Source organism: Methylocystis sp. NC52PC (assembly GCF_055698645.1).
In genome coordinates this window covers 1,959,381-1,973,071 of record NZ_CP170127.1, presented here as the reverse complement: position 1 = coordinate 1,973,071, position 13,691 = coordinate 1,959,381, and the positions used below count along the sequence as shown (strand labels likewise).

The 13,691-nt window shown below is 64.8% G+C and carries 9 protein-coding genes; 1 reads left to right on the top strand and 8 read right to left on the bottom strand.

Translation table 11 applies throughout. From position 1 onward, the window contains the following. Positions 1 to 69: 69 nt before the first annotated feature. The 7 genes from ACETII_RS11490 to ACETII_RS11460 all read right to left on the bottom strand — a co-directional run bounded on the left by ACETII_RS11490 (position 70) and on the right by ACETII_RS11460 (position 10,098). A complete protein-coding gene (locus ACETII_RS11490) occupies positions 70 to 411 on the bottom strand; it encodes a response regulator (protein ID WP_363346019.1) in 342 nt (113 codons plus the stop codon). Further along, positions 399 to 1,457, bottom strand: a complete 1,059-nt coding sequence (locus tag ACETII_RS11485) for a PAS domain S-box protein (RefSeq protein ID WP_472785562.1) — start codon at positions 1,455 to 1,457, stop codon at positions 399 to 401. The genes ACETII_RS11490 and ACETII_RS11485 overlap by 13 nt, the downstream gene beginning before the upstream one ends. A 182-nt stretch (positions 1,458 to 1,639) precedes the next feature. Beyond that, the gene (locus ACETII_RS11480) at positions 1,640 to 2,065 is read right to left on the bottom strand and encodes a hypothetical protein (RefSeq protein WP_472785561.1); all 426 of its coding nucleotides are present in this window, start codon (positions 2,063 to 2,065) and stop codon (positions 1,640 to 1,642) included. A gap of 115 nt (positions 2,066 to 2,180) precedes the next feature. Further along, complete coding sequence (locus ACETII_RS11475) at positions 2,181 to 2,375, bottom strand: hypothetical protein (protein WP_472785560.1); 195 nt, start codon at positions 2,373 to 2,375, stop codon at positions 2,181 to 2,183. After that, positions 2,365 to 3,498 carry a DUF6250 domain-containing protein gene (locus ACETII_RS11470; protein WP_472785559.1) on the bottom strand — a complete coding sequence of 378 codons (1,134 nt, stop codon included), beginning with the start codon at positions 3,496 to 3,498 and terminating at the stop codon, positions 2,365 to 2,367. Before ACETII_RS11470 ends, ACETII_RS11475 begins: the two co-directional genes overlap by 11 nt. A 41-nt stretch (positions 3,499 to 3,539) precedes the next feature. Continuing rightward, positions 3,540 to 5,576, bottom strand: a complete 2,037-nt coding sequence (locus tag ACETII_RS11465) for an O-linked N-acetylglucosamine transferase, SPINDLY family protein (RefSeq protein WP_472788118.1) — start codon at positions 5,574 to 5,576, stop codon at positions 3,540 to 3,542. Between the two features lie 109 nt (positions 5,577 to 5,685). Next, on the bottom strand, positions 5,686 to 10,098 hold the full coding sequence (locus tag ACETII_RS11460; protein ID WP_472788117.1) for a beta strand repeat-containing protein: 4,413 nt from the start codon (positions 10,096 to 10,098) through the stop codon (positions 5,686 to 5,688). Positions 10,099 to 10,621: 523 nt separating this feature from the next. Here ACETII_RS11460 and glf point away from each other — a divergent pair. Beyond that, the gene (glf, locus tag ACETII_RS11455; RefSeq protein ID WP_472788116.1) at positions 10,622 to 11,773 is read left to right on the top strand and encodes a UDP-galactopyranose mutase; all 1,152 of its coding nucleotides are present in this window, start codon (positions 10,622 to 10,624) and stop codon (positions 11,771 to 11,773) included. 27 nt (positions 11,774 to 11,800) lie between these two features. Here glf and ftsH read toward each other — a convergent pair whose 3' ends face one another. Next, positions 11,801 to 13,654, bottom strand: a complete 1,854-nt coding sequence (gene ftsH, locus ACETII_RS11450) for an ATP-dependent zinc metalloprotease FtsH (protein ID WP_472788115.1) — start codon at positions 13,652 to 13,654, stop codon at positions 11,801 to 11,803. Positions 13,655 to 13,691: the final 37 nt, after the last annotated feature.

Below are 13,691 nucleotides of genomic sequence, written 5' to 3'. Positions count from 1 at the left end.
GGCAGAAAGCAAGTAAATTCAATAAGGTTACGGTTATTTTCAACCCGGCCGACGCCGCCGAGGCGGCGGTCATTTGTGCAGCGCGAGCACGGCCGACGCCAGGGAATTGGGCTCGCTGGGTTTCGACAGGAAGGGGGCCTGCGCGAGCGCGCCCGTCATGTGGTCGGGCGCATAGCCGGACATCACGACAAAGGGAACGCCCCGCTGCCGCAAGCGCGCCGCCACAGGCTCGGCGCTCACGCCGTTGAGATTTGCGTCGACGACGGCGGCGTCCCATCCGTTCCCGTCGATGAGGCGCTGCGCCTCCTGCACGGTCGCCGCGACGCCGCCGACCTCGCAGCCGGCGTCTTCCAGCACGGCCTCCGTGTCCATGGCGATCAGAAACTCGTCTTCCACAATCAAGACGCGCATGCGAGCGCTCGATTTTCGGGGGGCTGCGGATCTGTCTGTGAGGATTGTCGCCGGCAAACGCGGTCGACGGGAGCGACCATCGTCCACGTCAGGCCCGCGTCTGCGAAGCAAAGCGAAACCTGCGCGCCGAGCGTATGCTTGATCATGTCGACGATGACCGTTCGGCCAAAACCGTTTCGCTCTGGCGGCGTGACCTTAGGGCCGCCACGCTCCGACCAGCTCATCTGGAACGTTTCTTGACCGCTAACCTCGGCCTCGCGCCAGTCCACGTCGATCGACCCCTGGGCATTGGACAACGCCCCGTGTTTGCTCGCATTGGTGGCCAGCTCATGCAACGCCATCCCGATCGCTTGCGCCGCGGCAGGCGTCACCTGCACTTTGGGACCATTCAGGCGCACACGTTTGCCGATGACGTCGGCGAAATGCGTGAGTTGTGACGCGGCCAGGTCGCCCACGTCGACGCCCGCCCATTCGGATCTCACCAGCAGATCGTGGCTTGCCGCCAAACCCGCAATGCGTTCGCCAAAGGCTTTGGCGAACAGGCTCGGCTCCGATTTTTTCGCCGTCTGCCGCGCCACCGCCTGAACAACGGCGAGCAGGTTCTTGGCGCGATGATTGACCTCGGCCAGAAGGAGCTTGGCGCGCTGGTCCGCCTGCTTTCTCTCCGTAATGTCGCGCACGACGCCGATGAAGATGCGATTATTCGCGACCCTGACCTCGCTGATTCCGAGATCCATCGGGAAAGTGGAGCCGTCCTTACGCTGCCCGACCACCTCTCGCCCGATGCCAATGATCTTGGCCTCTCCCGTTTCGCGGTAACGCTTGATGTATTCGTCGTGGCTGCCGCGGTAGGGCTCCGGCATCAGCATCTTGACGTTTTGTCCGACCACCTGGTCGCTCGGATAGCCGAATAATCGGATCGCCGCGGGGTTTATTGATTGAACGATCCCGGCTTCGTCGATCGCGATGATGCCGTCGAGGGCGCCGTCGAGCACGGCTTTCAGGCGGGCGGCGGTGTCGCGCAATTCCTGCTGGTCGTCGCGCATGGCGAATCCCTGCAACGCGGTAAAGATGGAGACCTAGATAGTTCTACTTATAGTCTCGGCCAGTCATCCCCGCTGAACGCTGCGCGGCGCTCGGGAGAGAAGCAGGTTATCGCAAGGCGGGGTCGCAAGAAAGCAGCCCGGCGCAAAAGCGCCAGACTGCCGGTCTGCGAGCGGCGCCGCGCTCACCGCGCGTCGTTACGACTCGCAATTTCCTCGGGCGGCTGCCACACAATGCCGGAGGCGCTGGCGTGGGCGGCTTGTTTGTTCGCGGGCTGGCCTTTGGCCCCCGAGCGCGCCCGCGCGACGGCGTCCGCCGCAACGCGCCATTCGTCTGGCGTCCAGTCCCCCGAGCTCGAGACGGACTTGTCCGTATTTCCGCCAGACGCAGCCGATCCGAATGCGTTGGGCGGAATGTTCTTGAGCATGGAGAGGAAGTTCGTTTCGGAGGGCGAAGTCTCAGTAACCGGCATGGACGCGCCTCGGTCTAAGAGGCTCGCGACCCGACGATTGTCGCCCGCCATATTGGCAAGATAACCTAAGCCAAGCAGCGCCAACGCGATCGCCGAAACGCCCACCATGTGGCGGTTGAGTTCGGGTAGCTTCACCATGGCTCGCTCCTGCGTTTTCCAAGGTGCGGCCTTAACGCCGGCGAGGGAGCGTTGGTTTCGCCGGACGCGCGTAAGAAATGCCTTGACGCGCCAAATGCTCGTTTTTTGTCGCCTGTCAAGCGGCGTAAGCCGGCGCTTCGAGTTCCCGCGCGGCGAGTTGCCGATAGCGCGAGAGAACGGCGTCGACGTCCATCTCGGCGTCCTGTTTCCAGAAGGAGAGATGCGCGGCGACGAAGCGAGGGTAAATGCAATTTAGTTTCCGGGCCCGCTTGCGCACCCCGTAACAAAGGTCATGCTCGTCATCGGTCATGATGTCTGGAATGTGAACGAGATCGGCGCCGAGCCAGGAAACGAAGTTGATGCTGATCCTTTCTCGCCAAGGAATGGCCGCGCGGGCCGCGTCGCGAAAAGCGCAAGGATTGCTCAAGAAGAGGTCGTGAAGCCGCTGCGCTTTCGCCCCACATGCCGCCCGGCGGCATCTCGAAGGCATCGAAATCTTGCGGGACGGCGCCGCTCATCTGCTGGAAATAGGCGCAGACGCCATTGTTGACGACATTGGCGCTGACCAGGAAAAACTGCGGATTGCGGCGGCGAAATTCAATGAACTCCCGAAGCCGCGCGAGGTCCATGTAGACGACGTCGTCATCGCATTTCAAAAATATGTCGCCGCCGTAGCGATCGCGATTGGCGCCATAATATTGATAGGCGTTCGTGTAGAACATGGCCCCGGGCGGATAATCGGCGGTCGGACCTCTGACAAAGAGACGCGCGGGCGACCTTTCTGTTTCGTTGAAGAGCCACTCGCCGTTCGAGCCGAAGCCGGTGCGATAGAGCAGCTCATAATCTCCCGGCGCGATCGCGATCTTGGCGCGCAAAGCTTCCTTTTCCTGCACCGTAACCCTGACTTCGTCGGCGTGGAGATCCAGTTCAGCGGCGGCGAATCCAAATTCCGGCAAGAGGCCCGGCGTCGCCGAGACCACGAGCGGCCGATGCAAGGGATCGCGCCTCGCCACATCGACGAGTTGCGCCGCATCGTCGAAAAGCCGCAGGGCGCTCGCCTGATTGTTCCAGCCGCCGAGCACGAATTCATAGCTTGCGCCGTCCCCGCCCAGGGGGCGCAAGCCTACGTGGACGTCGCTTTGGGCGTAGACAGAAAAACGCAAGGCGCATTGCTTTCCGGCAAGCGTGACCCGTTCGGGACGACGAAAATACTCCAAGCTATTGCTGGGCGTCGCCTGCGTCATCGGAAATTGCTGACGGAGCCACAGGCGGTCGGCCGCGTTGCGGCTGAAATCCCAGACATGCCATTCGTCGATCAGACCCTCGGCGATCGCGCGATCGACATAGCGCGTCAAGAGCGACATGCGGTCCCGCCTGCCGGCGAATGTTACGAGAATCGTCTTCGGCGGGCGCGGTGCAAGCGTCTCCAACATGCGAATCGTCCTTTTCTAGATGCTGGGATTTTTTTAAAGGATCAGCGCCTCCACAGCCGCGCATCCGGCGACAAAGGCGCGCGGCGCGACCATTCTTCGAGCTTTTCATGATAGGCGGCGAAATAAGCGGCGTCGTCGAGCAGATTCGCCCGCTCGATCTCGAGTTCGGCGCCGATCTCGTAATAGACGTCGAGATTGGCGAGGTCCGGGACGGGAAGCGCATCGGCGTCACGCGCGTCCCGCATGTCGCAATAGAGCTCCTCGAGGCGCCGCGCGGCGGCGTTCATGTCGCGCAGCACGCTCGCATCCCGGCCTTGCGCCAATTGTGCGCGATAACGCTGGGCGAGGCCTCGATCAGAGCCGATGGCGATCGCCTTTTGCACGTATTCGTCGAAGGTCGCGCACACCAGCGCGTCGAGGCCGGCCGCACGCGTGACGCTGGCGCAAAAGCGCGCAGCGAAACTGCGACCCGGGCGCGTCAGAACCGGCACGCCGGCGGTGAGCGCGTCGGCCGCCGTGGAATGCGCGCCATAGGGAAAACTATCGAGAAAGAGATCGGCAAGAGCCATGCGAGCCAGATGCTGCGCATTGGGCCGCTTTTGCGCAAACAGCAGGCGTTCAGGCGCCACCCCGCTTTGCGCAGCGAGCTCGCGCAACCTGTCGTCGACCGCCTGCGCGCCCGTGAGCAGCCACAACACCGACTCCGGCGTTTCGCGCAGGATCGTCATCCAGAGCGAAAACATTTCCGGCGTGATCTTCTGCATGCCGTTGAGGCAGCAGAAGACGAAGGCGTCCTGCGGCAATCCTTCGTCAGCGCGCGTCAACGCGTCCCATGCAATCTTCCGCTTGCGGTCGAGCGGCTGATTGCAGGCGAGCCGCAAGACTTTTTCCGAATAGTAGAGCTCGTTCTCCGGCGGAACGATATGCGCGTCGGCAATGAGATAATGGTGATAGGGGCTTCCCATCGTGCCGGGATAGCCGCACCAGTTCACGATAACAGGCGCCGGCCGCCGCGCGAAGACGCCGGCGCGCGCATGTTTGGTGTAGCCGTTGAGATCCACCAGAATGTCGATCCGGTCCTCAGCGATCTCCATCGCCGCGCGGTCGTCATCGAGTTTGGCGATGTCGGTCCAGTGATCCACGGCCGCCTTGAAACGCGCCTGCGTTTCATCGGCCGGCCTGTCGTCGCCGAAGTAATAGGCAAAAATTTCAAACTTGCTTCGATCATGTAATTCGAAAAGCTCCACCAGCGCGAAGCCGACGGCGTGCTCTCGGAGATCGGAAGAGACATAGCCGATGCGCAGCCGTTCCCCCGCGGTTTCTCTGCATTCCGCGGGCGAGCGCAGCGGGCGGATCGTCGGGCGTCCCACGAGCGTCTTATTATAACGATAGGCCTTGGCGAGCTGAAACAACGGATCGTCGGCGAAAAGCGCCAGCGAAATGGGCGACATGCCGTCGAGGAGCTGGCGCTTCGTGACATATTCGGACGGCGCGGCGACCGGCCATTTGCACTGCCGCTGACGCAGCGCCAGCCAGTGCTGGGTCGATTCGGTCAGATCGGGTCGAAGCTCCATCGCCTGTTTGAGCATGTGTTCCGCCGCGTCGAACCTTTCCGCCGCCTCGAGCACCCGACCCGACTGCTGGAGCGCGAGAAGTTTCAGCTTCAGCGTCTCGGCGGTCACGCCGGAGAGGCCGGCGACGGCGAGATTCCACTGTTCCAGCGCCTTGACGAGGAAGCCGCTGTCTTCGAAGACGCGGCCGAGATTTATGCGCGCCTGCCAGAACTTCGGCTCGAGACGCGCGCATTCGGCAAGCGCATTGATGGCGCCGGCGTGATCGTCGAGGCGGCGCAGAAGAATGGCGAGGTTGAAATAGGCCATATATGCGAGCGGATTGGCGTCGCTGAATGCGATCCAAATCTTGTAAAGCTCGACGGCGAGCCGAGGCTGGTTGGCCGAAGACAGGGTCTCGGCGGCGCCAAACAGCTCGGCGAGCGGCTGCTGGCCCGACCGCGCCTTTTCGGTTTCCTGCTGGAAGAATTGCGCGATAGCTTCGGGAGACGTTGCGGGCGCGAGCATGCGGTTCCCATCGTTTGGCGAAAGACGACCAACGCGACGCACGACGCTACAAGAGGCGCCGGCGGATCGCCGGTGCTCCGCCGGCGCTGCGATCTTCGCTAGAGGCGCGTCAGCCGTTGTAGAGCCTAAACAGCGCGTTCAGTATGTCGCCGTTCAGCGCCTGCAGCTGAGAAGACGTAAAGCCGTCGGCTTGCGCGGTGCTTAAGGCGCCGATGTCGTCCGTCGTGAGACCGGAGAGGCCCGAGGTGCTGATCGCGCCGAGCTGACTCGACGTCAGCGCGGCGAAATCCGCGGTTTCCAAAGCGCCGATCTGTCTGGACGACAGCGCCGCGAGGTCGGTCGTCTCCAGCGCGGCGGCCTGGTCGGTCGAGAGGGCCTCGACCTGCTCGGTGGTCAGCGCCGCCGCCTGAGCCGTGGTCAGGGCCACGACCTGGGAGGTGGTGACCGCCGCGATCTGGGTCGTCAGCAAGGAGGCGACGTCGGCTGCGCTGAAGGCGGCGAACTGAGCCGTCGACAGCGCCGCGATGTCGTCCGTCGTCAGGGCGGCCGCCTGCGCCGTGGAGAGCGCCCCAACCTGACCCGTGGTGAGCGCCGCGGCCTGAGCGGTCGAGAGCGCGCCGATCTGGTCGGTCGTCAGGCCGCCCACCGCCGCGGTGGTGACGGCGGCGATCTGGCCCGTCGAGAGAGCGGCGAGGCTCGCCGTCGACAGCCCGGCGATCTGCGCCGAGGACAATGTGGCGACCTGCGACGTGGACAACGCCGCGGACTGATCGGTGGAGAGCGCCCCGAGCTGGGTCGTCGTCAACGCGCCGATCTGGCTCGTCTTGAACGCCGCGAGCTCTGTCGTCGTCAGGGCGCCGATCTGATCCGTCGAGAGGATCGCCACCGCTCTTGTGCTCAGCGCGGAGACCTGCGCCGTTGACAGGACGGCGAGGTCGGCCGTTTCGATTGCCGCGGCCTGGGCCGTCGAGAGGGCGGCGATCTGCGCCGTGCCGAGCGCGGCGGCCTGATCGGTCGACAGCGCGACGACTTGATTCGTCGTCAATCCGGCAAGCGCCGAAACCGACACGGCGGCGACCTGGCTCGTCGACAGCGCCGCGACGTCGTCCGTCTCCAGCGCGCCGAGCTGGGTCGAGGACAGAGCGGCGACCTGCGCGGTCGTCAGCGCGGCGGCCTGGCCGGTCGACAGCGCGCCAACCTGATTGGCGTTGAGGCCGGAGAGCGAGGCGACCTTGACGGCGGCGACCTGGCTGGTCGAGAGCGCGGCCAGATTGTCGGTCGTCAGGGAGCCGAGCTGCGCGGAGGAGAACGTCGCGACCTGGGTCGTCGTCAGCGCCGCGGCCTGATCGGTCGAGAGCACGGCGATCTGCGCCGTCGTCAACGCGCCGGTCTGGCCGGAGCTCAGCGCGGCGACCTCAGCGGTCGACAGAGCGGCGACCTGATCCGTCGTCAGCGCCGCGACGCTCCTGCTGCTCAAGGCGGCGATCTGGGACGTCGACAGCGCCACGAGGTCGGTCGTCTCGATCGCCGCAGCCTGCGCCGTCGAGAGGCCTGCGATCTGGGCGGTGGTCAACGCCGCCGCCTGGTCGGTCGAGAGGGCGACCACTTGATCGCTGGTCAGGCCCGGGAGAGCGCGCGTGCTCAGCGCGGCGACCTGCGCCGTAGAGAGCGCCGCGACGTCCGCCGTCGTCAGCGCGGCGAGCTGGCCCGACGACAAGGCGGCGATCTGGCTGGTCGTCAATGCGACAACCTGGTCGGTCGAGAGCGCGGCGACTTGAGTCGTGGTGAGCGCGGCCACCTGCGACGTCGACAGCGCAGTCGCGTCGGCGGTTTCGAGCGCGAGGATCTGCAGCGCCGAGAGCGCCGCGAGGCCCTTCGTCGTCAACGCCCCGATCTGGCTGGTGGAGAGGGCCGCGAGGTCGGCCGTTTCGATCGCAGCCGCCTGAGCCGTCGTCAGCGCGGCGATCTGGGCCGTCGTCAAGGCGGCGACCTGATCCGTCGAGATGGCGACAATCTGATCCGTCGTCAGGGCGGCGAAAGCCTTGACGCCGACCGCCGCCAGCTGGGCGGTCGACAGCGCGGCGACGTCGTCAGTGGACAAAGCGCCAATCTGTGTCGACGACAGGGAGGCGACCTGCGCCGTGGTGAGCGCGGCGGCCTGCGCCGTCGAAATCACGCCGACCTGCGCCGTGGTGAGACCGGCCAGCGACTTGGAGTTGACTGCCGCGAGTTGATCCGTCGACAGCGCGACGACGTCGTCGGTCTTCAGCGCGCCGAGCTGCTTCGACGAAAGCGTCGAAACCTGCGTGGTGGTCAGCGCGGCTGTCTGATCGGTCGAGAGCGCAGCGATCTGCACGGTGGTCAGGGAGCCGATTTGCGCAGTGGTGAGCGCCGCGACCTCCGCCGTGGTGAGCGCGGCGACCTGATCCGTGGTCAGCACCGAGACGCCCTTGGAGGAGAGCGCGGCGATCTGGCCGGTCGAGAGCGCGGCGATGTCGGCCGTTTCAATAGCGGCCGCCTGGCTCGTCGACAGGGCGCCGATCTGGGCGGTGCTCAGGGCGGCGATCTGATCGGTGGAGAAGCTTGCGACCTGAGCCGTCGTCAAGCCGGCGAAGGCCTTTGAGCTGAGCGCGGCGACCTGACCCGTCGACAGCGCGCCGACGCCGTCAGTGGTCAAGGCGCCGAGCTGCTTAGAGGACAGGGCGCTAAGCTGCGTCGTGGTCAGGGCGGCGGCCTGATCCGTGGACAAAGCGGCGACCTGCGCGCTTGTCAGCGCGCCGATCTGGCCCGTCGACAGAACCGCGAGATCGGCGGTCTCCATGGCCGCGACCTGGTCGGTCGTCAACGCTGCGACGCCCTTGCTGGAGAGCGACGCAATCTGCGTCGTGGAGAGCGCCGCGAGGTCGGCCGTCTCGAGCGCGGCGGCCTGCTTGGTCGACAGCGCGGCCACTTGCGCAGTCGTGAGCGCGGCGGCCTGATCCGTGGTGAGGGCGGCGATCTGCGCCGTGGTCAGGCCAGCCACGGATTTGGCGTTCACGGCGGCGATCTGGGCCGTCGACAGCGCGGCGATGTCGTCGGTGGTCAGCGCGCCGACCTGCGTGGAGGAAAACGCTGCGATCTGCGCCGTTGTCAGGGCCGCAGCCTGGCTGGTGGACAGATTGGCGATCTGCGCCGTGGTGAAGGCGGCGATCTGCGTGCTGGACAGCGCGGCGAGGTCCGTCGTTTCGATGGCGGCGATTTGCGACGAAACGAGCGCGGCGAGATCCTTGGCGGTCATGGCCGCGAACTGGCCCGTCGACAAAGCGACGATGCTGTCGGTCGAGAGCGCGGCGGCCTGGCTCGTCGACAGCACGGAGACCTGCGCAGTCGAGAGCGCCGCCGCCTGATCGGTCGAGATGGAGCCCACCTGCGCGGTGGTGAGACCGGCGATTGCGGCGGTCTTGATCGCGGCGATCTGGGCGGTCGAAAGCGCGGCGAGGTCCGTCGTCGTCAGGGCGGCGATCTGCTTGGACGACAGAGCGCTCATCTGGGTCGTCGTCAGCGCCGCGACCTGATCGGTCGAGAGCACGGCGATCTGCGCCGTCGTGAGCGCGCCGATCTGACCCGTCGAGAGGGCGGCGAGGTCAGCCGTTTCAATCGCGGAGACCTGATCCGTCGAGAGAACCGCAATGTCCTTACTGGACAGGGCCGCGGTCTGCGCGGTGGAGAGCGCCGCGAGGTCCGCCGTCTCGAGCGCGGCGGCCTGAGCCGTCGTGAGAGAAGCGACCTGCGCGGTCGTCAGCGCCGCCGCCTGATCGGTCGAGATCGCGACGATCTGCGCGGACGTCAGACCGGAGACGGTCTTTGACGCAAGCGCCGCGATCTGCCCGGTCGAAAGGGCCGCGACGCTGTCCGTCGTCAGGCCGCCGATCTGAGAGGAGGCGAAGGCGGCGATCTGGGTCGTCGTCAGCGCCGCCGCCTGGTCGGTGGAGAGCGCGCTGATCTGGGTCGAGGTCAGGGCCTTGATCTGCGTCGTTGTCAGACCCGCGATGGCGGCGGTCGTCAAAGCGACGACCTGGTCGGTCGACAGAGCCGCAAGGCTCTTGGCGCTGAAAGCGGCGGCCTGCGCCCCGGTCAAGACGGCGACGTCCGCCGTCTCCATGGCGGCGGCCTGCGACGTCGACAGGGCGGCGATCTGCGCCGTCGTCATCACGGCGACCTGATCGGTGGAGAGGTCGTCAATGTAAGAGGCGACGATCTTCGCGAGCTGCGCGGTCGAGAGCGCGGCCACCTCCGCGGTGGTCATGGCGCTGATGTGAACGCTGGTGAGCCCCGCGATCGCGCTGGCGCTTATCGCCGAGAACTGCTGGGTCGTGAAGGCGCGCAAATCATCCGTCGACAGCGCCGCCAGCTGCGTCGACGACAAGGCGGCGACCTGAGCGGTCTTCATTGCGGCGATGTCGTCGGTCGTCAGCTTAGAGACCGTGTCGGTCGAAAGAAGCGCGATCTGTTTGGCGGAAAGCGAGTTGATGATCGAGGTCATTGGCCAGCCCCTGAAAGGTTTGGATCTGCTCGTGTCGCAGCCCGGCCAGCCCATGCGGACGCGCGTCCGTCAGGCGGCATGGTCGGTCCGGCGCGAAGGGCCCCGCCGGAAACCGTTGCGGTGAGGGCTTCGAGCCACGAGTGCGGGTTTTGCGAAAACAACGTCGTGCGGAGCGGCGCCTTGTTTCGCTGTCGGGGGAAAAGCATCCCGACAGCGTCACGGGCCGAAAGGAGCAGATCATCTGCCCCGCCAACACGAGAGCCAGGCCGCCAATTAGCGGTCAATAGGAGCTGGTTTAAATCGAGCGCCTTAAGAGAAGATGAACACGTCGCGGTTCTACCGGATGATTACTTTCCTCCGCCTTGCACCTCCTGAATGTATACTTACTTATGTGCGCGCTTCTTCTTGAAAAATTACCCCCACGACAGATCAGCCTCGCGCCAGCCTTGCGCGTCTAAGGTGGTTAAGAGGGCGTTGTCGCGCCCCATGCGCATTGCGCGCTGCAATCCGAAGGAGGCTGTTCTTGGCGCGATATTGTGTTGTCGGAGCCGGGCTCAGCGGCGCCGTGGTCGCCCGCGCCCTGGGCGAAGCCGGGCATGCCGTGCTCGTCGTGGACGAACGGACGCGCATCGGCGGGAATTGCGCAACCGAGCGCGACGCCGCGACCGGAATCATGGCGCATCTCTACGGACCGCATATCTTTCATACTTCCGACGAGGCGGTCTGGCGCTATGTGCAGCGCTTCTGCACGATGATGCCCTATGCGCACCGGGTTCAAGCGGTGGCCCGCGGGCGCGTCTATTCCCTGCCGATCAATCTCCTGACCATCAACCAGTTTTTCCAAACGACGATGAGCCCTTCGCAGGCGCGCGCTTTTATTCAGGAGAGGGCCGTCAACAACGAAACGCCGCGCAATTTCCAAGAGCAGGCGCACGCCATGATTGGCAAGGAGCTCTACGAGGCGTTCTTCGAAGGATATACACGCAAGCAATGGGGACTCGAGCCCGTCGACTTGCCGGCCTCGGTTCTCAAGCGTCTGCCCTTGCGCTTCGATTACGACGACAGCTATTTCGCGCATCGCTATCAGGGCATGCCGAAGGACGGCTACACCCCGTTGATCGCCGCGATTCTGAATGCGCCGAATGTCGAACTGCGCCGGGAGACGACCTTCGAGTCCCTGTCCGAAACCTTCGAACACGTTCTTTACAGCGGCCCCATCGACCGCTTTTTCGACTTTCGTCTCGGCCGGCTCAACTACCGCACCTTGGACTTCGAGAAATTTCACTCACCGGGAGACTTTCAGGGAACGGCGGTGATGAATTATTGCGACGCCGGCGTCCCTTTCACGCGCATCACCGAACACAAGCATTTCGCGCCCTGGGAGAAGCAGAATTTCGAAAACACGATTTGCTACCGCGAATATAGTCGCGACTGCAGGCCGACCGACATTCCCTATTACCCGATCCGGCAGGCGAAGGAGCAACGACTGCTGCAGGATTATATCAGCCTGGCGCGGGAAACCCGCGGCGTCAGCTTCATCGGCCGTCTCGGGACCTATCGCTATCTCGACATGGACGTGACGATCGGAGAAGCCTTGTCGGCCGCGGGGGTGGTGCTGGAATGCATTGCCGGGGGCGCCGCTCCGCCATCGTTTTTCATCGATCCGGAGCATTGAGACGACGCCGGCGCGCCGGCGGCTTCGTCACGAAGCAGCAGCATTGCGGCTTTGCATCGCGCCTCTCACCTCGGCGTAAATCTTGGCGAGATCGCTCTCGCCGAAGGTTTCCTGATCGAGCAGGCGCTCGGCCCAATCGACATGTACCGTCGCGCAGCCCGCGAGGATCTCCATCGCGCGACGGAAGGCTTGTTCGACGAGACTGTTGATGGCGCCGTCGATCCGCGCATTGGTCTCGTCGCTCATTTCGGATTGCTGCGGGCCAAGGCCCTGGAGATCGAGGTAACGCGGGCGCTCGACGACGAACGACGCCTGGCCGATCTCCTGTTCCATGCCGTAGCGCGTGACCATGGCGCGCGCCATCTCCGTTGCGCGCTGCAAATCGTCGGCGGCGCCCGTCGTCGCCTCCTTGAAGACGAGCATTTCCGCCGCCCGCCCGCCGAGCAGCACGGTCATGCGATTCACGAGTTCGCTGCGCGTCATCAGATAGCGGTCTTCGGTCGGCATTTGCATGGTGTAGCCGAGCGCTCCGATTCCGCGCGGCACGATGGAGACCTTCTTGATCGGATCGACGTCCGGCAGCGCCATGGCGACGATGGCGTGGCCCATCTCGTGATAGGCGACGATGCGCTTTTCACGGGGATTGAGAATACGCTTGCGCTTCTCCGGCCCCGCGAGCAGACGCTCGATCGCCGCCGTGAAGTCTTCGAGCGTGACGGCGCCGGCCTTGCGCCGCGTCGCGAGCATCGCCGCCTCATTGACGAGATTGGCGATGTCGGCGCCCGTAAAGCCCGGGGTCATGGCTGCGATTTTCGCCGGATCGACGTCTGGCGCGAGCTTGATGCGCGTCAGATGCACCCCGAGGATGGCGAGACGGCCGTTCTTGTCGGGTCGATCAACCGAAATCTGACGGTCGAAACGGCCCGCCCTCAAGAGCGCCGGGTCGAGCACTTCCGGGCGGTTTGTGGCGGCGAGGAGGACGACGCCGACCGTCGGGTCGAATCCGTCGAGTTCGCTCAACAGCTGATTGAGCGTCTGCTCCTTTTCGTCGTGCCCGCCGCTCAGCCCGGAAATGCCGCGGGCGCGGCCCAGCGCGTCGAGTTCGTCGATGAAGATGATGCAAGGCGCCGCCCCGCGCGCCTGATTGAACAGATCACGCACGCGCGCGGCGCCGACACCGACGAACATCTCCACGAATTCTGAGCCGTTGATCGAGAAGAACGGGACGCCCGCCTCTCCGGCGACGGCGCGCGCGAGCAAAGTCTTGCCGGTACCCGGCGGCCCGACGAGCAGGATGCCTTTGGGCACATGGGCGCCGAGACGCCCATAAGTGACGGGATCTTTCAGGAAGGCGACGATTTCCTGAAGTTCTTCCTTGGCTTCGTCGACGCCGGCGACGTCCTTGAAACCGACTTTGATGTCGGTCTCCACGAAGATCTTGGCGCGGCTCTGGCCGACCGACATCACCGAGCCGAGGCCCTGCCCGACCCGCCGAGCGAGATAACTCCAGATGAAAAAGAAAATGGCGGCCGGGACGACCCACGACAGAAGCGTCGAGATCCAGCCTTGCTGGACCTGTCCCGAATAGACGACTTTGGCGGCCTCGAGCTCCTGCGCGAAATTCGGATCGACCCGGACCGCAACCACTTGTTTCTTGCCATCGGGCAGCGGCGCTTTTAGCGTCGCGCGCACGGCTCGGTCGCCGACCTGGACGTCGGCGAGCTTGCCCTCCCGCAGGAGATCGTAAAATTCGCTGTAGGGGACGACGTTGGTTTCCCCATAGGTCTCCCAGAGTTGCTGAAAGACCAAAATGGCGATCGCGGCCAGGAGGAAATAGCCGAGATCGAAGCGCCACTCCCTTTTATTGTTCGCCTCCGCCATGGCCAGCGCCCTTTCTCCAGGAAGAAGGGCCGGAGCC